We start from the raw sequence: 21,431 nt of genomic DNA, 5'->3' as shown, positions 1-21,431 counted from the left end.
TAGCTTCTAACTTAACTTTGGCAGCTTTGAGCAATTCGCTGAGAAATTGCGTTGTTTTTGCCTTTGAGTTCGATAATCAACTTATCTACTATCTTCTTATCTTCAGGGCTCAGCTTTGGTGTCTTTGGATTCACGGTTACGTTAATGACACCTTGCTTAATACCAAAGTGTTTTCTGTTACCGTTCCAAATTTCATTTTTTAGCTGCATAAGTGCTGCAAAGACTGCGATATCGACTTTCTTTTCTAGCGAAGCCAACGATGTATTTGGGTATTTATCAGAATAATCGTAATCAACACCAAAACTGTAGCTAGGTTGACCATTTTGGCTATGCTCTTTCACTGCGTCCATTACGCCGACACTGGAATACCCAGCAGCAGGGAAAATAATATCAATGCCTTTACTTAGCATTTCTTCACTCATGGTATGAGCTGTATCCGTATCACTCCATGAAAGCGCACCATTATTAATATATTGGGTACTTAATGTGGCTTTAGGGTTTGAATCTTTAATTCCTAATTCAAAACCGCATTGAAAGTTGTTAATCACGGGTATATCTAAGCCACCAATAAAGCCAATCTGGTTAGATGAGGTTTTCAAACCAGCAAGGTAACCTAATACGTAAGTCCCTTCCGCATGATTGAAAGTTAAGCCTAAAATGTTGGGAACATGGTAAGAAACATCAAGTGAAATGAATCTGATCGAAGGGTGTTGGCGAGCAATGTGTCCGAATGTATTAATAGAGTTCGAGTCTTGAACAATGATTGGGCTATACCCTTCAGAGGCGGCTTTATTGAGCTCCTCAACATAAAGAGCATTATTTCTTTTTATTCGTATTCTTTTTACGGTTACGCCGGTTTGTTCCTCAAACCTTGAGATGCCATTGTTGATTAACTGCGAATAAGACCCTTTATAGAGTTCGGCAGGAAACAACACTAAAGGTTTGAATACTTGAGTGGTGGCTAAGGCTGTAGGGCATGTAAACAAAGCGGTTATCACGATGGTGGATAACAGCTTTTTAGGAGGGCATTTACATAACTGTTCTACAGTTTTTTTTAGTTTTAAAATACCATCTGCGTTCATTTTATGAGCATCTATTCTTTATAGTAATTATTAATAATACTGATTGCCCATACAAATTAAGCAGAGGGCATCTATGCCACTAGTTTATTAACACTTGCCCATTCTAACAACGATCTCTGTCGCATAATAACAATTTTACGGGCATTTATATTGCAAAAAAACGTGATGTGGATTCTAGGGTAAAGCTTTCAATTAAGAAAGCTTTATAACGAGGAAAGTGGTACTTGTTTTATCCTATCTTTTAATCTGTTTGTATGGATTGGACAAGCCTGTGTTTCATCTCCGACTTATTACTTAGCCAAAACATACTAACAGTGGAGATACCAATAATTACCGCGATAACAATGAAGCCATTTTCAATGTTGTTAGTGTGTGCGAGAAAAGCGATAAGAACATAGCTCAAACTTTGTACCGAAGTAGCAAACATACCAAGCCCACCATCCACGCGGCCTCTTTGTGATATTTCTATGGTGTGATGCATCCAATTGGTTCTAGCAATGCGAATTAAGGCATTAAAGAAACCGAAACCAAGAGTCAGTATTACGATATAAATGGGCTGCATGAAGAACGCCATTAGTAAGAGTACCGCCGTTAAAGCAAGCATTGAATATTGCATAATTCTTGGGTGAGAGGATAAATTCAAAATCTTCGCAACAAAAACCCCGGTTAATAACGACCCTAATCCGAAAGCCATGTTGTACCAAGCGACCCAATCCCCTGAAACGTTTTGTCCAGCAAACCATATAGGCACTAATTTTCCTAAAAAGGTAAGAGTAGGGTACGCCAAACAAGACAATACAATGAAGGCGTAAAAAGTGAGGTTCTGACTAAAAATAGATTTACTTTCTTTGAGTTGCTCAGTGAAAGTGACGTGCTTCGGGGTTCTTAACTGTTGACGATAAGGGGTAAAGTAATAACTGATGGCTGCAATGCTTGATGCCATCGCCGCAAACAAAGAAAATTCAAACATTCCCCACATTTCAAGCAATACAATGCCCAGCGCACCTGCCCCAAGCGTGGTTCCTTGCATTACAATTTCTTGATAACTCGAAATTTTAGCGTATTCATTTTTGTCGTAGTTTTCTTGTGTGAAGGCATTATTGGTATGCCAGGCAACGTTACTTGATACCCAAAATATGAGCTGTGATAAGGCGAGTAGCCAAACATTTCCTAGGTTCAATGCATAAGCCAACATGATGAGGGCAGCAGTAGATGCTTGGATTACTTGAGCTGAAATGAGAATGAGTCTACGTGATTGTCTGTCAATGATCGTCGCAAAAAAAGGGGTGACAACAAACGAGATGCTTGTACAAACTAGCGCGGTAAGTGCGACAAACGTTCCCATGTTTGGTTCTTTTAGCATTAACCATGGCAATGCCAGCATGAATAACCCTGAGCTTATTCCATCAAAAAATCGCCCTGTTAAATATGGTAGTGTTTTATTCTTCATTATTTTGTCCTATTGAGTGTAGCAACTGACTAATCTTCCCTGATGCTTACTCTAATACTTAAAGTTAACTTTAAGTAAAGGCATTTTTTCTTGAGGTTTAGACAAAGGGAATGAGTTTGGTAAGGGTAATAATGGGAGCGAAAGGGTTTAAAAGTTTTATTCGTTCGATTGATAGCTGCCGTAGATTGTATTGACCCTGAGCTGAATATTTCTAACAAAGCGAATTACTTTCATTGTTGAAAGGTGGGGCGAAGCTAATCCAAAAATGACCCAAAACAAAAAGGACCAAACGCTCACACGCTCAGCCCTTTATATTTCGGTCAATTATCTCTGCTTGAGTTCGTTAAATTTCGAAATCAAACTTAATATAATAGGTTCTGCCTACTTCAGTATCTTCGTAATCCTGCTCAGATTTATCTAAGCGTTCATCCGTTAAGTTAGTAATACCAGCTTTAACTGTAAAAGTGCTGTTGATGTCATATGAACCGCCAAGGGAAACTATTGAGTATCCGTCTAGGTTTTCGCCACCTGAATCTTTTTGTTCACCTGTGTAGTTTACTCCAGTGAAAAACGACAGATCTTTACTTGCAGCCCAGTGGATATTTAAATTAGCTAACCATTCGGGCGTGTATGAAATATCTGAATCATCCTCAGTGTCTTTAGCATCGGTATAGGTTGCATTGGAAACGAGAGACCAGTTGTCAAATAAGTCGATCTCACCTTCTAGTTCAATCCCTTTTGTTTCTACACGGTCAACGTTTTCATATTGAATGATTGTTGATGAACCATTGAAGAATGGGTCAAGATCTCGGTCTATTAAGTTTTTAACGTCATTGAAGAAGAGTGTTGCTTGAATATATCCACGATTTGCATAGTACATACTTGATAATTCATAGGTTTTCGACGTTTGAGCTTCTAAATCTGGGTTACCGATTAAGGTACAGCGACCGCCGCAACTGACTAGCGAGAAGTCTTCAGAAGACTGGAAAATTGTGGGTGCTTTAAAACCTTCACCATAACCGCCTTTAAAAGTGAAATTATCGATACCGTTATAGACAAGGTATGCCCTAGGACTAAAGTCATTACCAAATTGGTTATTATGAGTAATACGCCCACTTAAGGTTGCGGTGAGATCATCGGTGACGGATATTTCATCCTGAACATAAATGGCGTTCTGAGTTACTGAGCGGCTGCTTGTGTAATCCCTCTCATTTTCGATACTGGTGTAAGACATCTGTCCACCCGCCGAAATCACTTGGCTATCAAGCTCGGTTAAAACCAATCGACCATCGACGGTATGGTTATTTTGAGTCATCTCCGCTTCATCAACCATTGGGTGGAAGTTGTTTTCACTCACTTCTGAATTTTCATAGAAGTAAGAGAGATCGGACTCTCCCCACTCCCAGCCACGTTTATAACCAAGGGTTGTGGTTAATTTTTCACTGTCGTAGTCACTTTCGAATACCGAGTTTAAGTGACTGTAATAGCTGTACTCTTTTCTATCATCGTCAGCGAATAGCAGGTCAAAATAAACCTCATCATCATAAGTAGGCAGCCAAGTTAAGCTGGCTCGAAGTGTTTTTCGATCTTGCTGCGCTTGAGGGCTGAAATTGTCTCCGGCATTACTTGGAAACCAGGCTTCTTTATCACTGATATCTAATGACATGGTGTAAAGGAGTACGTCAGGAATGATAGAACCGGTGACAAAAACATTACCACTTTTCAGCTCACCGCTGGCATCAGATACTAGAGTGTTGCCGCTGTTATTTTCAGGAATGCTATAAGTCAGGCTACCTGCAACATAGGTATCATTTTCAGGTTTTTTAAGAATAACGTTAACAACACCACCAATCGCCTCACTACCATAAAGGGAAGACATGGGGCCGCGTACAACTTCGATTTGCTCGACAGAACTTAATGGAATACTGGATAAATCATATCCTGCACCACGGATCACGGTTTCACTAGAGCTGACTCGACGTCCATTCACTAAGAACAGGGTGTAATTACCATTTGAAGAGTTCTGGTTATGCAGACCTCGAATAATAATTTTAGATTCACTTCCTGTGCTTTTTGAAATGTGAACACCGGCGACACTTTCTAATGCTGTTGTTATGTCTGTTGCTGGCAGCTTATTTATTTCTTCGTTGGTGATCACCGAAATTGAAGCGGGTGCATCTTTAATGGAGGTTTCATTTTGTGATGCAGTCACAACCATTACATCCATAGTATTGGCGAACACAGAAAGTGGGAGAGCAGTTGAAAGGCTTAGTGCCACTGCAAGGCTTAATTTATATGGTTTCATAACATTCCTTTAAGAATTATCCTTTATTTGTATTTGTATTTGTATTTGAATTTGAATTTGAATTTGAATTCGCGAATAGCGAAGTTAAACCTTCAGCTAGCATCACTTGCCAGTTGAAGTAGTCATGACCACTCGAAGCTTCCTGTAAATGTACCGAGTACCCTTTTGATTTGAGGGTTTGGTAAAGTTGGTGGTTCGTTGTAAGAATGCTGTTTGGATGAGGTTCAACTTCAAACACACCAGCCGTTAGGTATATATCGATGTCTTTTTTAGGTTGAGAACGAACAAGTTCAGCGACCCAATTATCATGTTCTTTATAAAGAGCCAGTTCAGATTGAGGAGCCCACCAAAAAGAGCCGGATTGACTGATCACTTTGCCAAAGCGTTCTGGGTGCTGAAATGAAATATACATAGACGCTAACCCACCAAAACTTGAACCGGATAAGATGGTGTTCTCAGCTTTAGGGCAAATTCCCCAGCGTTGGCATAACCATGGCATCAATTCATTTGCCATAAACGCGGCATAAGCTTTGTTCGGGGTCAGTTCTTTTGCCCGAAGGCTCGGTGCTGGTGTGTTAACAAAAATGGCTCTCATTGGTGGGACCTTCTTTAGTGCTATTAGGTTGTCCAAAATGAGCGGTGTAGGCACTTTTTCTAGATAAGCGTCTCCATCAAACAGAATTAACAGTGGTGCATCTTTAGCGGTTTGATAGGTTTCATTCGGTTGATAGAAGGTGATTTTCCGCGAAAGTTCTTCGTTATCACTTTGATAGAGATGATCGAATATTTCCCCTTCAGGCTTACCCATTGATTTTGTGATGGAATCACTCGGGGCATTGGCAAGCGTTACTGTTGACGCTAATCCAAATAAATTGTCTGCAGCACCATATATTGGCTGTTGGTTAAGTGGATCGGGTTGGGCGGTCGCGAGTACTGCTCTTCTTTGCTCTCTACCTTTCGTTTCAATAATTTGAGGGACATTAGGTGCGATTCGATATGAAAGACGAGTGTCGGCTGGTACTTCAAAAGAACGGAACCAAATATGGCTGTTACCTAATTGACTTAGGTGCGCATGCCCGCCATAAGGTGAGCCAAGAACCCTGACATTTTCGGCTGGTCCCTTGTATAAAAAGGTGACGATCGCCGTGTTATTTTCCGTATATTCAACGAGCGGTGTGCCACCATTGGTATTCACGTCATGCCAGAATTTGGTTTCAGCGTCGGCTAGGTTTTGTTGAATTTGATGTGCCGTTTCCTGAATCTTCGGACTAATTAAACGTTCTTCAGGTGATACGTATTGAGTATCTTTAAGCGAAATGGTTTTGAGTAGAACGTTGACAATTACGCCAGCGGCATTAGATGAATTCGTTTCACCAGACGTATTAAGATCGGTAGAAGTCTTTTGGGCGACAAACTGAATTTCGTAATCGTCTGGTTTATTAATCAGCCAAAAGATCTCAGCCTCTTTAGTCGGTGAGTTGATTAGGGTTTTAATTACTTCCCCATTCGAATCCACTACACCTGCCCAATTGAGAACCTGAGTGCTTTTAATTCCCCCTCGGTAATAGCTTGGCTTGCCTACATGCACCTTGATGGTTTCATTACTCTTAACCTGGTAGTGCTGTCCTTTATTTAACTCTAAGGTATTCGCACTGACACCAGTCATAACCGCTCCCCAAAGCATTCCTAATAAGATTAATCTCATTAATTATTGTCCGTAATGATATTTATTATCATTTATGGTACTTTGAATTTCTCATCAGCAGTAGCGGATTTGGTTATGATTCCCAACCAATTTGTTATGTAAAATCGGCAGGTTAAAATGGCAAATAGACTCCCATCTTCATTTAATAAGAGTGCATTGATTCGTTGGGTAGAGCATCAAGATCGACATACATTGATGTCGGATACGCCTATGTCGAAAGAAGAGCTACTGGAAGGTGAACTCATTAATTACAAAGTGAATAACAGCTTTTCACTGCATGGTGGAACCTCTGATGAGCTGACTGATTTCCAAGTTATTTCGACCGCTAAGAAGGCATTAATTTTTGTTATTTTGCTGGAGGGAAAACTCGATTTTAGTTATGACGATACTCGGTTTGTATTTGATGCAACGGATGAACCTGTAGGGGTCGTCGTTAACTTAACGAAGCCTGCCACTTTTAGGCGTGTGATCCAAAAGGGGAATCATGTCACTAAACTGAATATTGTTTTGCCTGTTGAATGGGTAGAAGAACGAACTCAGACTGACACTAATGTTGGGTTCTTTATTTCTCAGCATATAGCCAATTTCAAACTGAACTTAACCGGGTCTGTATTGAAACTGACATCAGAGATTATCCTTAATAGTAACCCGAAAGAAAATACTGGAAAAATCAACTTAGAGTCGATGACTCAAAAGCTCATATCAGAAATTTTTTCGCAGATTAGTGATTGTGAAGATTTGAAATGTATTGAATCAGAAGAGCTGAATCGCGTCGATTTACGTGCCAGAAGTAACAAAAATGGGTATGTCATGGATTCTCTGGTGACTTTTATTGAAGCGAATCTGGAACGTGAATTACCGGCAAAAGAGTTAGCGCAATATGCTGCGATGAGTGAATCCAATTTGCAGCGTAAATTCAAAGCGGCGCTTGGGTGCAGTGTTCGTAGTTATATACGACGCAGAAGGTTAGATATTGCTCGTCAGCATTTAGAGCGAGGCGTTGCTACCGTCACGGAAGCTGCCTACAACGCAGGGTACAGACATCCATCTAACTTCACTATCGCGTTCAAAAAGGCGTTTGGTTATCCGCCGATGGCATCCATAAATCGAGAAATATAGCTCTTTGAGCTGGTGGAATTAAGACACTCTAAGATGCCGTTAAAGTATTCTAAAATGAGACAAATAAAAAAGGCTGAACTTTCTAGGTTCAGCCTTTTAGCCTAAGTCTTTTAGGTCCAGCAGTTTGGTTTATAGAGAACTAATCATTAATTAAAAGATTATTCTTCTTCAACAAAGTTGTCGGCGTAGCCTTTTGGTGGCGGTGTCCAACCACGCTCAGAGCGAGAGTGTTTGTCGGAACGATCCTTTTGCATATCCGCTTTCATACTTTCTTCAAGTTGAATGAAAATATCACGGTAGTTATTGTCGTAACGCTCATCTTCTGCAGCTGCAGCCCAAGCTTTGTAAAGTTTCTCTGATTTACGACTTTCCACTTTCTTGTATGTTGATTTTTGTTGTTCAACAAAGAATGGGTGATGCCCTAAAGCTCTTAGTGCCTCTGCGCCTACTTCAAGTGCCGAGTGGTAAGTTTCAGACTCAATAAAGTCAGCACCAGCTGATCTCAATCGGTAGCTATGACCACGGTCGAAACCACGAGCGAGGATCTTCACGTGAGGGTTGGTGTGCTTAACGTATTTGACCAACTCAACACTAGAGTCTTGATTATCTATGGCTACAACAAATAGTGCCGCTTCTTCGATCCCTGCGGTGTGGAGTAAATCTGGGCGAGTAGCATCACCAAAGTAGGATTTGATATTAATTTGTCTTAATAGATCAACTTGGTTTGCTTGGTGATCAAGTACCACAGTATTTACACCATTTGATACTAATAAACGGTTAACTATCTGACCAAAACGACCAATACCAGCGATAATCACTGTGCCTTTTTCTTCAATTTTATCTTCTTCACGATCGTTTGAGTCTTGCTGGTAGCGCGGCAAAATAACTTTGTCGAATAAGATAAATAGACCAGGGGTAAGGAACATTGAAAGTGCAACAACCAGTGATAATGTCTGAGCGATATCATTTGGTAGTACATGGTTTTGTACGGAGAAGCTTAATAGTACAAAACCGAATTCACCGGCTTGCGCGAGGCTCAGAGTGAATAACCAACGATCGCTATTCTTAATCTTAAAGATCAGCGCTAATGTGAATAACACCAATGCTTTAAGTGCCATTACACCAATAGTTAGCCCAATGATTAAGGCAAAGTCATCAAATAGAATACCAAAATCAATACCTGCACCTACGGTAATGAAGAACAAACCGAGTAACAAACCTTTGAAAGGGTCTATGTTTGATTCGAGTTCATGGCGGAATTCACTGTTGGCAAGTACTACGCCAGCTAAGAACGTGCCTAATGCAGGTGATAAACCCACAAGGCTCATTAATGCTGCGATACCAATTACCAGCATTAGTGCAGTCGCAGTAAAGATTTCACGAAGACCTGAGCTGGCAACAAAACGGAATAAAGGGCGGCTAAGGAAATGCCCACCGACCACCACAATGGCAATAGAGGCTGTGATTACCAGACCATAAGCCCAACCAGGCAAACCCACAACAAGACTGAGTTCATCATGATGTTCAGCGGCACTTGCTGTCGCACTTTGTGCCAGTTCGACAAGCTCAGGTAATGCTAACAGCGGAATGAAAGCTAGCATTGGAATAACGGCAATATCTTGGAACAACAGTACCGAGAAGGCATTTTGTCCGCCTTCTGTTTTACTTAAGCCTTTTTCATTAAAAGTTTGTAAAACGATAGCGGTCGAAGATAGAGCGAAAATCAAACCAATAGTCAGGGCGATAGTCCAAGGCTGCTCGAAATAGAGCGCAATACCCATCATAATCGCAATGGTGCCACCTACTTGTAAGCCACCTAATCCCATTAGCCTGTGTCTCATTGACCACAGCATTTTAGGTTCAAGTTCAAGACCCACCAAAAACAGCATCATCACTACGCCAAACTCGGCAAAGTGCTGAATAGTCGTGGTTTCTTCGCCCACTAAACCAATAATTGGTCCGATCACAACACCGGCAATCAGATAACCTAATACCGAACCTAACCCAAGCCGTTTTGCTATGGGTACGGCAATTACCGCAGCGGCTAGATAGATAAAAGCTTGTAAAAAATATCCAGTCATTGCTAATCCTTAACCATGATTTGTTCAAGATAGTGGTTGAGCTTCGCCGCTTTACCTGCTTCTTTATAGTCCACTTGATCTTCAACCAAAGCAGTGAGCAGCGCTTGATAGTTATCAGCGTGTCCACTAATGCGGTTTTCTTCTAGAGCGGTACGTGCGCCAAACAGCGCAAAAGGAGCAAGATAGTTCATGCCACATAGAGATGCGGTTTGCTCAATCGGATGTAGCAGTTCACGAATAGTAAAGTGGTTATAGCCGTCTGTTTGGTACGCGTCTTCTTTTCCGCCCGCTGTGATGCTACAAAAAATCGTTTTTCCTTCAAGAGAGTGACCATCAGTGCCGTAGGCGAAACCATATTCTAAGACGAGATCTTGCCATTCTTTCAAAATTGCAGGAGTGGAATACCAGTAAAGAGGGAATTGAAAAATGATGACATCATGATCAAGTAAGCGCTGTTGTTCTTTATCAATGTTGATATTGAATGTTGGATATTCAGCATAAAGATCAACAGCTGTTACGCCGTCAACTGAACTTGCTTGATCAAATAAAGGTTTATTTGCTTCCGAACGATGTTGCGAAGGGTGGGCAAATAGCACCAGAACTCTTTTTTTTGTCATAAGTCCTCTGTTAGCTTTCGCGCATTAATATGCAGGGTTAATGTAAATGCTCATAAATATATCGACACAATAAAGTATCAATACTTTGAGAACAATCTGTTAACCGCCTTTTTGAATGTAAATTAAGAGATCATCGAGCTGATTAACCGCAAGCGACGCTAAACTGCTAAATGGTTTTTCTTCACCATGAGTAATTAAGCAACTGGGCATATTGGCATTGTTTGCTGCTTCTAAGTCGTATAAATAGTCGCCCACATATAAAATTTGATTAGGTTGCAGTTGCCAAAGCTCTGCAAGTGCCAACAAGGCTTCAGGGTCTGGTTTTGGAGCGTATTGTTCACGAGAAATCACTTCTTTAACCATGATATTACAGTGATTGAGTTTGCACTGAGAGGCTTCAGCACAATTGCGTGTCACGATGCCTGTATGAAACTGATTACTTTCAAGGAAATTGAGTAGGGTATGGCAACCGGATAGTGGTGAAGAAGTTTCCGCATCACTGAGCTCATGATCTAGGATCAGCTTGTGTGCATATTCTCTATCTGAAGCATCAATAAAATTATCTGCGTGAGTCAAAATATCCTGGTTTTTAGGGCAATTTAATTGCTCTCTTAGATCTTGAAAGTTTATCTTTGAACTGACAAGAGTATTGTCTAAATCAAACACGACCGCTTTAATACTTTTTATATTAAGTGGAATTGGCACCACATCATCTCCTTAAGGTAACGTATTGATTTAAGTGTAGTCTGCATTTATATAGACTGTATGAGTCTTCATATTATTTTTTAAAAGTAAGAAAGGGAAAACTATGAGTAAGGATTTGCGTTTACAGTGCACAACCACAATTTCAGGGCACCATGAACCTAGCCCAGCAGAAATGTTTGCCCAGATGGCTGCATGGTGTGAAGAAAATGATATTACTCATGATACTTATGGTGAAGGACCTTTTTTACAAGGCTTTGAACAAAAAGTGGCGGATCTTCTCGGCTTTGAAGCGGGTGTGTTTGTGATTACCGGTACGATGAATCAGCCAACCGTATTAGAGTTAGTCTGCAAGGAAAAGAATAACCCTTTGGTGGCGATGCATGAGTCTAGTCATATTTATCGCCATGAGCGCCAGGGTTACCAGTTGCAAAATCGTTTTTCAGTGTTGCCTATTGGCAACGCGTTTAGAACGTGGAATGTTGATGATTTAAAAGCGTGGCCAGATACCTTATCTGCGGCACTGTATGAGCTTCCTATGCGAGAGATTGGCGGTCAGCTTCCAACTTGGCAAGAGCTTGAAGACATCAAACAGTACTGCAAAGAAGAATCTATTCACCTGCATTTAGATGGCGCTCGTTTATGGGAGACTGCTGCCTTTTTCCAGAAAGACTACAAAGAAATAGCTGAAGGTTTCAATAGTGCTTATGTGTCTCTATATAAAGGGCTAAATGGCATGGGCGGCTCTTTACTTCTTGGTGATAAAGCATTGATCAGTAAAGCCTCTGTATGGATGAAAAGGCAAGGTGGCAATGTGTATCACAGAACGCCTTATGTTGTTTCTGCTGCTATGCAGTTTGAGCAAAGAATCGCGATGATGCCGCAGTTATTCGAGCGTACGAAGCAAATTTATCAAATCCTACTAGATTACCCTCAATTGAAGGTAAACCCTGAACAGCCGCAATCCAACATGCTGCATTTATACTTACCGGTAAGTTATGAAAAAGCATTGGAAATCAGAGATAATTTTGCCGCTGAAAAGAGTATTTGGATAGGGCATCCAAGTATTACTGAATTGCCCAATCAGTCCAAAATAGAATGGTATGTGGGGGATAGACTATTGAATCTACCCGATCATGAATTCATCACATTCTTAGATGGCTTGGTTGTGGCTTTAGAAGCCTGATCCATTTGAAACGATTCTAGAGATATTAGAAGGTAAACAGGAGAGCATTAGGCTCTCCTTTTTTTGATCATTATTCTATCTGTTGGTGTTCAATCTATGGTGTTCAATCTATGGAGTTCAGCATGGGCTATTGGTAATCGAACAGCTGAAAGCCTAGAAATTACATGTATTGATTAATATAAACATCGACCAAAAACATAAATACAGGCACTGTGCTTAGTACACCAAAAAAGACAATTGGAACCCAGTTTTTCACTGGTTTTTTAGGCTGATTATTATCACTCATCAAATTAACCTCTTACGTGCCATTCAAAGCCGAACATAGAAAATTGAGCCACCGAATGTATACATGATTTATGAACAGCAGCATTGTGGCTTGGATACTACCAAATAAAGTGTAAGCGCTATATCCCTTTTTATATAAACGAATAAGCCTTCATAATTATTTTGAAGTGAACCAATGAAATAGGCTATTGTCGTAGAAGTTAATCGATTAATTTCTTTGGAGAAACAGGGTGAAAACACTCGGTAATATTATTTGGTTCTTATTTGGTGGCGTATTCATGGGTCTAGCTTGGTGGTTCTTTGGGATCTTAGCTTTCCTAACCATCGTCGGTATTCCATGGGGGCGTGCTTGTTTTGTAATGGGTAATTTTTCTTTCTTCCCATTTGGGCAAGAGGCGATTTCTCGCGATGAACTAACGAACGAAACTGATATTGGCACCAGTGCTTTTGGCATGCTTGGTAATATTATTTGGTTCTTGTTTGCCGGTATTTGGCTAGCGATTGGTCATATTGCTTCAGCAGTGGCTTGCTTCATTACCATAATCGGTATTCCATTTGCCATTCAGCATTTGAAGCTTGCGGTTATTTCACTCGCGCCGATTGGTAAAACAGTCGTTGATAAGCGCGAAGCAGAAGCTGCACGTGTAAGAAACTACAAAGGCTAACTAGGTTCAGAATAAACAGAGCCCTGCATGATGCAGGGCTCTTTAGTTTCTAATCAATAGACTGGATTGTTCGTTACTGATTAATGAAGTCTTTGAATCTTTGCTTCGTTTCAGCGTCAGCTTTGCTATACCAAAAGTGCAGCATTTCTTCAGTTGTATTGGCTGCAGCTGCACCTGAATCAATTTTAGCGGGTAATGTCACAGGTTGAACGACAGCAACTGAAGCAGTTGTTAATGCAGCAACTCCGCCTTTCTTATTGTAATCAGCCGCTTCTAAAGGGAATTTACGACCAATCTGCATGCCGCCTTTTACTAGCTTATCTTGACGAAGATCGATTGTGTTTTGGTTTCCATCCAGTAAGTTCCAATCAAGATTCTTCATGCCTACTTTTGCTTGGTCGATATTACGATAATCAGGCAAATCGAAAGTCAGTGTCGTGCCACTAGCCTCAAAAGTCGCAATAATAGTATCGCTATCAACAAACTCTCGCTCATTCCCTTGATCAAATGCCTGTTGATATTGGAAAACGATTTGGTTTTGACCATCAGGCACAGTCAAAGTCTTATGAGAAGAAAAAAGACCACCAGAGAGATCTGGGCTGGCTTCGTTTACCGCTAAAATATCGACACTGGAAGGGACTTCAATTTCTACGTCAGCGAATACCGCTGGAGCCGCTACGATGGCTGAAAGTAACGCGATGCTTTGTATTGTCTTCATAATCATACAATTGTTGTGGTCAGAGAAATTACAATCTCACGCGTAGGTCTCTATTTCAAGTGATGAAAGTGGGATTTAAAAATACTTGCCAAATCTTAACGAAACATTCATGTTCTAAGTCAAAATTGACTCAAAAATAGGGTAATGACTTGGATAACAAGCGCATGGAAAACTTTGAAAATCAGTTCAAAGTATTTATAGAACAGACAATGAAAACTGATGCTGCTCATGATATTAACCATGTGCTACGTGTTGTTAGAACCGCAAAGCAGTTATGCAAAGCTGAACAGGCAAGATTCGAAATTGTAATCCCTGCCGCTTATCTCCATGATTGTTTTACTTACCCCAAAGATCACCCTGAAAGGAAAAGCAGCGCTTTTATCGCAGCAGATAAGGCCATTGAGTTTCTTGGTGAAATTGATTATCCACCAGAGTATTTTGAGTCGATCCACCACGCCATTATTACTCATAGCTTTAGTGCGAACGTTACGCCCCAGACATTAGAAGCTGAAATTGTACAAGATGCAGATAGGTTAGATGCCCTTGGTGCTATTGGTATCGCGCGTTGTATTCAGGTGAGTGCTACTTTTGGCACTACCTTTTACTCTGATGATGACCCGTTTTGTGATTTGAGAAAGCCTGATGACAAAACTTATACGGTTGACCATTTTTATTCAAAGTTATTTAAGTTAGCCGATACCATGAAAACATCGTCGGGTAGACATGAAGCAAAGAAAAGAACCGAGTTCATGCGTTGCTACTTAGAACAATTAAGCATGGAAATCTAATTGTATTAAGGAAGTGTGAAGTCAGTGGTGTTTTATTTGGGTGAACATTTAAATATGCAACTAGAATTACTCGATAAATCAAAAGCCATCAGAAATAAGATGAGCTGCATAGCAATGTTGACTAGGTAAACTCGGCAAAAGGGATAAAAAGGGAATGGAACACCAACATGTTCAAGTGAGCCATGACATCGTCATTGAGGCTGAACTTAAAGAGCGGAATCAAGTGACTCAGGGCCTTCCTGGAACCGCGAGTATAGATCCAGCCAAGCAAGATATAGCTTTGCCACCTAGACCTTTAGTGGTGAACTATTCAATGGCTATCCCTGTGTGGTTCTTTAGCATCTTGTTTGCAAGTATCTGGCTTGTTTACTACCCAGCAATCATGGTGTCGTTTTACCTACTGGTTAGTGCAGTGACCTTTTTTGTTTATGCTTTCGATGCTTCTGCTAAGAATAATAATACTTGGCGAATCGATGACAGTTTATTTCATGTTTTATCATTAATTGGTGGGTGGTCTGGTGCTCTACTAGGGCAATGTATATTCAACCATAAATATTCCAATAAGACATTTGCTGCAATTTTTTGGTGCACTGCCGCGGCAAACTTTTTGTTTTTCGTATGGACGCTGACCGACTCAGGTAGTGTGCAACTAGAACTTATTTTAGGTTCATTACTAAATAGTTAGCCTAGACGTTAGGCTTTTCTAGAAGAATAGAAGAATAGAAGAATAGAAGAATAGAAGAATAGAAGAAAGCCCCGAATTAATCGGGGCTTTTTGTTTTATTCACTTTAAGTTACTAGAACTTAAGGTTTAATTACATTGCTGCTTCAAAGATTGCAGAAATCTCTTCATGTGTTGCTTGTTTAGGGTTAGTGAAACCACAAGCATCTTTCAGTGCGTTATCAGAAAGTGTTGGAATATCTTCTAACTTAGCACCTAGTTCTGCGATACCTGCTGGGATACCAACATCGTTCGCTAGGGCTACAATTGCGTCGATTGCTGCTTCAGCGCCTTTCTCTGGTGTCATGCCTTCAATATCAACACCCATTGCTTTTGCAACATCAGCAAGACGCTCTGGGCAAACGTGTGCGTTGTAGCGTTGTACGTGTGGAAGAAGAATTGCGTTACATACACCGTGAGGCAGGTCGTAGAAGCCACCTAGTTGGTGAGCCATTGCGTGAACATAACCTAGAGATGCATTGTTGAACGCCATACCAGCCATGAATTGTGCGTAAGCCATTTGCTCACGAGCTTCAATGTCATCACCGTTGCTTACTGCAGTTCTTAGGTGTGCTTGAACAAGTTCAATCGCTTTGATTGCTACCGCATCAGTAATTGGTGTTGCAGCAATAGAAACGTAAGCTTCAACAGCATGCGTTAATGCATCCATACCTGTTGCAGCTGTTAGAGATGCAGGCTTAGCAAGCATTAGCTCAGGATCGTTTACAGAAACAAGCGGCGTTGTGTGCTTGTCTACAATCGCCATCTTAATGTGACGATCTTCATCCGTGATGATACAGAAGCGAGTCATTTCAGATGCAGTACCAGCCGTCGTGTTGATAGCGATTAATGGCATCATTGGTTTTTCAGAAACGTCTACGCCTTCGTAGTCAGAGATGTTGCCGCCATTTGAAGCGACAAGCGCGATACCTTTTGCACAGTCGTGCGGAGAACCACCACCTAAAGAAATTACGAAATCACAGTCATTGTCTGTTAAAAGCTGTAGGCCATCGCGAACATTGCTCATTGTTGGGTTTGGTTGAGTGCCATCGAAAATAACAGCTTCTACACCACGGTCGCTCAGTAAGTCTTGTACTTGTTTAACGACACCGATTTGGTTAAGGATTTTATCCGTCACGATAAGACCCTTTTTGAAGCCTTGAGATTGGATGTTGTCTGCTGCGTCTTTCAGGCAACCAGCGCCCATTAAGTTTACTGTAGGGATGTAAAATGCACTCGCCATGGGAATACTCCAAGTTAATTATGATTTTTTTGTTGAGTTCATATTGGCGAATTCAGTGTTTTGAATTCTTGATCTGAAGCAATTTTAAAAGATAACTAACACTTTATGGGTACAGGTTGTGATTGCACGCAAATAGCAATCGTTTTTATGAAGGTAAGTGATGTTTGTATAAATAAGGCAGGTTGGTTTTATTTGATTATAAATGGAGCAACTTAGAGATAATGCCCCATTTAGAGTATAGGTGATTGTTTATTTTATTCTTTTAGTGAGTTACTTATCAGCAGTCTCAAGTGTCTCTTCACTGTCTGCTTGAACCTCATTAGATGAAAGTTCTGAGTTTTCTTCAGGCTCTTCATCGTAGTATTTAACTAAAAAAGGAGTCAGCATGACGGATGATGGTAAGAAGTGCTTCATAAAACCTCCACAGTAAGTATAGAAAGTTGAGTGAGAATACTTGGTTTATAGGTATGGTAATGACCTAAGATAAAGATGGCTTTGCGGAGAATCATGGATTTCTCGGCTAGTAAAATTATGTTTGATAATTACTAACAAGATCACAGCCTCAGTGATTAAGTTGGAGTAAAGATGATGCATATTCGATTTCGTTTTACGAATCTCGAAAATGCGTTTAAAGTTGCGCCAAAAAATTAGGAATGATTTATGAAATACGATTGGATATTTTTTGACGCTGATGAAACCTTGTTTCATTTTGACTCGTTTAAAGGTTTAGCGCTGATGTTTTCACGCTTTGGGGTTGAGTTTGGCAAATCAGAATTTGCTGAATACCAAAAAGTTAATTTGCCTTTGTGGGTTGACTACCAAGACGGTCGTATTACTGCAGAAGAATTGAAGCACACCCGATTTGTGCCGTGGGCTGAAAAGCTTGAAACCACCACTGCAAAACTAAACAGTGCGTTTTTAGAGGCGATGGCAGATATTTGTACGCTGTTACCTGGAGCAAAAGAGCTGATGGATGCGCTACACGGCAAAGTGAATATGGGCATCATCACAAATGGTTTCACCGAGCTTCAGGCCATTCGTTTAGAGCGAACAGGAATGACCGACTACTTTAAGCATGTAGTAATTTCGGAAGAGGTAGGGATCGCTAAGCCTGACTTTGGTATTTTTGACCACACGCATAAAATGATTGGCTCACCAGATAAAACCAGAATGTTAATGGTGGGAGACAATCCGCATTCTGACATTTTGGGCGGTATTGATTTTGGTATCGAAACTTGCTGGTTGAATGTAAACCAAAAAGAAACACCAGAAGGGGTAACGCCTCACTACCAAGTTTCTTCTTTGACTGAGCTTCAGCACTTATTAGTGAAAAGCTAAGATAAAAGGGCGACTTCCTTGAGATAAGCTAGATATAAATAAAAAGAAGAGCGCTCATTGCTCTTCTTTTTATTTACTGGTCAAGTGCTATTAAACAGGCACTACATAAAAGAAATTGTCGGTAAAATGGTTAACTTCGATGAATCAGGTGTGACTTTTTCGATGAGAACACCATTTCTACCCTGATCTTTTACGCTATATAAAGCTTCGTCTGCACGCTGAATTAATTCAGAATCGAGCAATGTATTCTTAAAATCATTTTCAAACATAGCTCCGCCAATCGAAAGGGTTGTTCGGTCACTGCATTTTGATGAATTATGCTCAATGTTGAGTTCGTGTAACTTAAGTTGTAGTTGGTTTATCTTCTTTTCTATTTCTTCAAGTTTCAAGCATTCCGTTAGAACCAAGAATTCATCACCGCCGTATCTAAAGACTTTGCATGTTTCGCTCGAAAAAGTGGTTCGAAGCAAGTGAGCCAAGGCTAGTAGCACTTCATCCCCTCTGATATGACCGTAACTATCATTAAATTGTTTGTAATAGTCGATATCAATCAGCAATACTGCAAGTTGGTTAGATGCTCTTTCAGACTCTTGTAAATTCTTGATAGAGGACGCAAGAGAAACCCGGTTATATAAGCCCGTGAGTGGGTCTAAATTCACTAGGTTATTCAGCTCTTTTTTCTGCTCTTCCAGTTGTTTTTTATGCTGCTTATTTTGTAAATCCACCGCGATGTAAGAACACAAATGTTTAATTAAAGACACATGATAATCTTGATAAGCGTGGCGAATATGGCTTTGTATCGTCAATATGCCTAGAGTTTTGTCATCAAGCACGAGTGGGATCATCATGATAGAAGGGTAGTCTTCTTCAGTTGTTCCTACAAAAGCATTATCGGTTGGTTTTGCATTAAGTAGATTTTGTAAAACGGCTGGTGAGAAATGCCCATGAACAAAAGATGCTTTATTATTGATGCAGTAAGTGCTCAAGGTTGATTCATCATCACAGTCTATTGTGAAAGGCTCAAGCAATTGCCCTAAGTCTATGAATTGGTCGTAATGTATTTGGTTTTTTTCTTCGTTATAAAGACCAAGTGCCAAACAATCTACATCCATAATTTTGCCTAAGTCTTTGTTTAAGCGGAAAACCATTTCTGTGAGATTATTATGCGATCCTAGGTATTCTCCAAATGAAGAGATGAGCTTAAGGTTCTTGGCAAGTGACTGGGCGTCTTCTAACTGTGGTCGCTCTGAATGCAGTTGGTATAACTGAGAAATAGAGTCGTTGATATTATCAGTGTGTATCGCAAGTGCTTTAGATTGCAGTTCAAGAGCATGTTCATAAATGTCACAACGCTGAGTTAAGTCATCGGTTCTATGACCGACTTCTTTTAATATTTCAGCAAAGTCGCGCATTAAGTTTGCGCTGCCGTATTCGTAGGTGAGTGAGATTGCTTTTGATAAGTGCGAATGAATGGCATCGAATCGTTGATGTTTAGATGCGCAACGACAGTATTCATGAAGAGCATCTAAGAGATAAATTTTGTCATTTAACTCTTCGGCACAAAGGATCGCAACTTTGAATTGTTCTAGTGACTCATCAATACGCCCTAAGATTTCAAGATGTGCTCCATAAGCATTGCCATAAAAGAAACTACCCAGTAAGTTTGGGTTAAGGTTCAATTGCTTTCGATATAATGCAAACTGCTTTTCAGCGACATCAAACTTGCCTAACTTGGTATTACTGTACGCTAAGTTGGTAAGAATAGGTTTTATAGCAATGTCTTCATCTTGCTTGCTGGTTTCCCAAGCTAATTCGCAATAGGAATGTGCTTTAGGGTAATCATGAGTTTCTAAAAAAATGTACCCAAGGTTTCCGTAAATCCGAGCAGCGAGCTTGATGTTATCAAGGTAACTGCATTCTGTTGCTTTTGTTAGCGCCACAATGGCTTCAGCGTAGTTACCGGTGCGAACCAGCGCAATGCCAACGCCATAATCAATATAATATTTAAGAGCGATAGATTGGGATGCTGAAGATTTGTGTTTAGCCTCTGCTAATTGTACAAGTGACTCTTGAAGTCGACCTTGTTTAAGCATTAAAAAGCCATGAACAAAAAACTTAACGGCACTTGGAATTGTTTCGTCTAAACGAATTGCTGCGTCTTCAATCTCTTGCCTAATGCTCATAATATCATTCGGGCTAGGAGCCTCGATCACATTATTTAATCGAACATCCAAGTAATGAGTAAAGCTCTTTGCATAATTCATGGAAACAGATACCTAAAGTTAAGTCTTTATATTGTACGAAGTATTGTTAAGTCTTTAAAGTAAAATGTATCTATTTGTAATCAGGTCGGTATCATCACCTGAATTCATAACGTAATACAGTAGTTTCGCTTAGTAAAAGGAAGTTTATGTTACACACTCATCGGTATAGCTTGTATGGCTGCACGGCGATTTTACTTTGGAGTTGCTTGATGGCGCTTTCGCGCAGTGTCTCTGAGCAGTTAGGTCCTATTGGTGGTGCTGCCTCGTTATATACGGTTAGTTCTATTCTACTTGTCATGGTTATGGGTATTCCTAAACTATCTAAATTTTCAAAGTCATACTTATTGATTGGTGGCGCGTTATTCGTTTGTTACGAAATTTTCTTATCATTGGCATTAGGTATGGCAAATAGCCGGCATCAAGCCATTGAAATGGCAGTGATCAATTATTTATGGCCAGCGATGACAGTGCTCGTTGCTGTTGTACTTAGTAAGAAGAAAACCAATCTATTAGTTTACCCAAGTATATTACTTGCCTTTTTTGGTGTGGCATGGAGCATTAGTGGTGATCAAGGCTTATCTGTTAGTCAGATTACTGCGAATATTGCGACTAACCCAGCGACGTACTCTATGGCATTTTTCGGTGCGATAATTTGGGCAATTTATTGCAACTACACACAAAAAGTAGCCAATGGTGAAAATGCGATCACTCTGTTCTTTATTGCGACGGCTGTGACCTTATGGATTCAATACGCAATAAGTAATGAAACAGGTATGACTTTCACAGTAGGAGCAAGCATAGATTTGTTCTTAGCGGGTCTTGTGATGGGAGCGGGCTACGCTCTTTGGAATATGGCGATTCTGGGTGGGAACATGGTGCTATTGGCTACGATGTCTTATTTCACTCCTATCTTTTCGACCTTGTTTTCATCTCTTATTTTAGGGCTTACATTGAGTGCTACTTTTTGGCAGGGGGTATTCATGGTGACAATAGGCTCAATTGCTTGCTGGTGGGTGACCAGAGAGAAAGTGAAGTCGCATGAGCTTGTTGAACAGGTAGAGCAAATAAAAGGTGAGAGCTAAGCAACCTTCTATTATATGAGCTCCTATTTATACGAGTTCCAATCTATTGGTAACTGCATACTTTATTGGAAACTGAATAA

19 protein-coding genes are annotated in these 21,431 nt (G+C 40.4%); 7 read left to right on the top strand and 12 right to left on the bottom strand.

From position 1 onward, the window contains the following. Nucleotides 1-11: 11 nt before the first annotated feature. From F0226_RS02525 to F0226_RS02510, 4 genes are all read right to left on the bottom strand, one after another. Complete coding sequence (locus tag F0226_RS02525; protein ID WP_171734141.1) at nt 12-1,082, bottom strand: BMP family ABC transporter substrate-binding protein; 1,071 nt, start codon at nt 1,080-1,082, stop codon at nt 12-14. Nucleotides 1,083-1,323: 241 nt separating this feature from the next. Further along, complete coding sequence (locus F0226_RS02520) at nt 1,324-2,532, bottom strand: MFS transporter (protein ID WP_171734140.1); 1,209 nt, start codon at nt 2,530-2,532, stop codon at nt 1,324-1,326. Between the two features lie 343 nt (nt 2,533-2,875). Then, on the bottom strand, nt 2,876-4,837 hold the full coding sequence (locus F0226_RS02515; protein ID WP_171734139.1) for a TonB-dependent receptor: 1,962 nt from the start codon (nt 4,835-4,837) through the stop codon (nt 2,876-2,878). A gap of 16 nt (nt 4,838-4,853) precedes the next feature. Then, the gene (locus tag F0226_RS02510; RefSeq protein WP_171734138.1) at nt 4,854-6,542 is read right to left on the bottom strand and encodes an alpha/beta hydrolase-fold protein; all 1,689 of its coding nucleotides are present in this window, start codon (nt 6,540-6,542) and stop codon (nt 4,854-4,856) included. Between the two features lie 117 nt (nt 6,543-6,659). On the opposite strand from F0226_RS02510, the gene F0226_RS02505 reads away from it, so the two are divergent. Continuing rightward, complete coding sequence (locus F0226_RS02505) at nt 6,660-7,661, top strand: AraC family transcriptional regulator (RefSeq protein ID WP_171734137.1); 1,002 nt, start codon at nt 6,660-6,662, stop codon at nt 7,659-7,661. A 158-nt stretch (nt 7,662-7,819) separates the two neighbouring features. On the opposite strand, the gene F0226_RS02500 is transcribed toward F0226_RS02505, so the two are convergent. The 3 genes from F0226_RS02500 to F0226_RS02490 form a co-directional block, all read right to left on the bottom strand. After that, the gene (locus tag F0226_RS02500) at nt 7,820-9,742 is read right to left on the bottom strand and encodes a monovalent cation:proton antiporter-2 (CPA2) family protein (RefSeq protein ID WP_171734136.1); all 1,923 of its coding nucleotides are present in this window, start codon (nt 9,740-9,742) and stop codon (nt 7,820-7,822) included. 2 nt (nt 9,743-9,744) lie between these two features. Then, complete coding sequence (locus F0226_RS02495) at nt 9,745-10,359, bottom strand: NAD(P)H-dependent oxidoreductase (RefSeq protein WP_171734135.1); 615 nt, start codon at nt 10,357-10,359, stop codon at nt 9,745-9,747. Nucleotides 10,360-10,458: 99 nt separating this feature from the next. After that, nucleotides 10,459-11,067, bottom strand: coding sequence for an HAD-IA family hydrolase (locus tag F0226_RS02490; protein WP_171734134.1), 609 nt, complete (start codon nt 11,065-11,067; stop codon nt 10,459-10,461). Between the two features lie 100 nt (nt 11,068-11,167). Between F0226_RS02490 and F0226_RS02485 the strand changes: the two genes are divergently transcribed. Next, on the top strand, nt 11,168-12,247 hold the full coding sequence (locus F0226_RS02485) for a beta-eliminating lyase-related protein (protein ID WP_171734133.1): 1,080 nt from the start codon (nt 11,168-11,170) through the stop codon (nt 12,245-12,247). 160 nt (nt 12,248-12,407) lie between these two features. On the opposite strand, the gene F0226_RS22650 is transcribed toward F0226_RS02485, so the two are convergent. Then, nucleotides 12,408-12,533, bottom strand: coding sequence for a hypothetical protein (locus F0226_RS22650; protein ID WP_257217071.1), 126 nt, complete (start codon nt 12,531-12,533; stop codon nt 12,408-12,410). A gap of 229 nt (nt 12,534-12,762) precedes the next feature. On the opposite strand from F0226_RS22650, the gene F0226_RS02480 reads away from it, so the two are divergent. Continuing rightward, nucleotides 12,763-13,197 (top strand): YccF domain-containing protein, encoded by a 435-nt coding sequence (locus tag F0226_RS02480; protein ID WP_171734132.1) that lies wholly within the window; start codon nt 12,763-12,765, stop codon nt 13,195-13,197. A 73-nt stretch (nt 13,198-13,270) separates the two neighbouring features. Here the strand turns inward: F0226_RS02480 and F0226_RS02475 are convergent, their stop codons facing one another. Continuing rightward, nucleotides 13,271-13,915, bottom strand: a complete 645-nt coding sequence (locus F0226_RS02475; RefSeq protein ID WP_171734131.1) for a DUF2057 family protein — start codon at nt 13,913-13,915, stop codon at nt 13,271-13,273. Between the two features lie 164 nt (nt 13,916-14,079). On the opposite strand from F0226_RS02475, the gene F0226_RS02470 reads away from it, so the two are divergent. Both F0226_RS02470 and F0226_RS02465 read left to right on the top strand, forming a co-directional pair. Continuing rightward, entirely contained in the window at nt 14,080-14,703 is a 624-nt protein-coding gene (locus tag F0226_RS02470) for an HD domain-containing protein (protein ID WP_171734130.1), read from the top strand. Between the two features lie 154 nt (nt 14,704-14,857). After that, a complete protein-coding gene (locus F0226_RS02465) occupies nt 14,858-15,388 on the top strand; it encodes a DUF1294 domain-containing protein (protein ID WP_171734129.1) in 531 nt (176 codons plus the stop codon). Between the two features lie 130 nt (nt 15,389-15,518). Here the strand turns inward: F0226_RS02465 and yiaY are convergent, their stop codons facing one another. Together yiaY and F0226_RS02455 are read right to left on the bottom strand one after the other, a co-directional pair. Next, nucleotides 15,519-16,667 carry an L-threonine dehydrogenase gene (yiaY, locus tag F0226_RS02460; protein ID WP_171734128.1) on the bottom strand — a complete coding sequence of 383 codons (1,149 nt, stop codon included), beginning with the start codon at nt 16,665-16,667 and terminating at the stop codon, nt 15,519-15,521. A gap of 270 nt (nt 16,668-16,937) precedes the next feature. Next, nucleotides 16,938-17,081, bottom strand: coding sequence for a hypothetical protein (locus F0226_RS02455; RefSeq protein ID WP_171734127.1), 144 nt, complete (start codon nt 17,079-17,081; stop codon nt 16,938-16,940). A gap of 246 nt (nt 17,082-17,327) precedes the next feature. Between F0226_RS02455 and yjjG the strand changes: the two genes are divergently transcribed. Beyond that, complete coding sequence (gene yjjG / locus F0226_RS02450; protein ID WP_171734126.1) at nt 17,328-18,005, top strand: pyrimidine 5'-nucleotidase; 678 nt, start codon at nt 17,328-17,330, stop codon at nt 18,003-18,005. Nucleotides 18,006-18,106: 101 nt separating this feature from the next. Here yjjG and F0226_RS02445 read toward each other — a convergent pair whose 3' ends face one another. Continuing rightward, complete coding sequence (locus F0226_RS02445) at nt 18,107-20,269, bottom strand: diguanylate cyclase (RefSeq protein WP_171734125.1); 2,163 nt, start codon at nt 20,267-20,269, stop codon at nt 18,107-18,109. 146 nt (nt 20,270-20,415) lie between these two features. Between F0226_RS02445 and yddG the strand changes: the two genes are divergently transcribed. Beyond that, nucleotides 20,416-21,351, top strand: a complete 936-nt coding sequence (gene yddG / locus F0226_RS02440) for an aromatic amino acid DMT transporter YddG (protein WP_171734124.1) — start codon at nt 20,416-20,418, stop codon at nt 21,349-21,351. Nucleotides 21,352-21,431: the final 80 nt, after the last annotated feature.

Source organism: Vibrio sp. 99-70-13A1, assembly GCF_013114625.1.
In the GTDB taxonomy this organism is placed as follows: domain Bacteria; phylum Pseudomonadota; class Gammaproteobacteria; order Enterobacterales; family Vibrionaceae; genus Vibrio.
This window is presented reverse-complemented; position numbering and strand designations above follow the sequence as displayed.

Coding starts and splice junctions, on each gene's coding strand:
- yddG (WP_171734124.1), top strand. CDS start 20,416: ATGTTACACACTCATCGGTATAGCTTGTATGGCTGCACGGCGATTTTA.
- F0226_RS02465 (WP_171734129.1), top strand. CDS start 14,858: ATGGAACACCAACATGTTCAAGTGAGCCATGACATCGTCATTGAGGCT.
- F0226_RS02470 (WP_171734130.1), top strand. CDS start 14,080: ATGGAAAACTTTGAAAATCAGTTCAAAGTATTTATAGAACAGACAATG.
- F0226_RS02510 (WP_171734138.1), bottom strand. CDS start 6,542: ATGAGATTAATCTTATTAGGAATGCTTTGGGGAGCGGTTATGACTGGT.
- F0226_RS02455 (WP_171734127.1), bottom strand. CDS start 17,081: ATGAAGCACTTCTTACCATCATCCGTCATGCTGACTCCTTTTTTAGTT.
- yiaY (WP_171734128.1), bottom strand. CDS start 16,667: ATGGCGAGTGCATTTTACATCCCTACAGTAAACTTAATGGGCGCTGGT.
- F0226_RS22650 (WP_257217071.1), bottom strand. CDS start 12,533: ATGAGTGATAATAATCAGCCTAAAAAACCAGTGAAAAACTGGGTTCCA.
- F0226_RS02495 (WP_171734135.1), bottom strand. CDS start 10,359: ATGACAAAAAAAAGAGTTCTGGTGCTATTTGCCCACCCTTCGCAACAT.
- F0226_RS02445 (WP_171734125.1), bottom strand. CDS start 20,269: ATGAATTATGCAAAGAGCTTTACTCATTACTTGGATGTTCGATTAAAT.
- F0226_RS02485 (WP_171734133.1), top strand. CDS start 11,168: ATGAGTAAGGATTTGCGTTTACAGTGCACAACCACAATTTCAGGGCAC.
- F0226_RS02520 (WP_171734140.1), bottom strand. CDS start 2,532: ATGAAGAATAAAACACTACCATATTTAACAGGGCGATTTTTTGATGGA.
- F0226_RS02500 (WP_171734136.1), bottom strand. CDS start 9,742: ATGACTGGATATTTTTTACAAGCTTTTATCTATCTAGCCGCTGCGGTA.
- yjjG (WP_171734126.1), top strand. CDS start 17,328: ATGAAATACGATTGGATATTTTTTGACGCTGATGAAACCTTGTTTCAT.
- F0226_RS02525 (WP_171734141.1), bottom strand. CDS start 1,082: ATGAACGCAGATGGTATTTTAAAACTAAAAAAAACTGTAGAACAGTTA.
- F0226_RS02515 (WP_171734139.1), bottom strand. CDS start 4,837: ATGAAACCATATAAATTAAGCCTTGCAGTGGCACTAAGCCTTTCAACT.
- F0226_RS02475 (WP_171734131.1), bottom strand. CDS start 13,915: ATGAAGACAATACAAAGCATCGCGTTACTTTCAGCCATCGTAGCGGCT.
- F0226_RS02505 (WP_171734137.1), top strand. CDS start 6,660: ATGGCAAATAGACTCCCATCTTCATTTAATAAGAGTGCATTGATTCGT.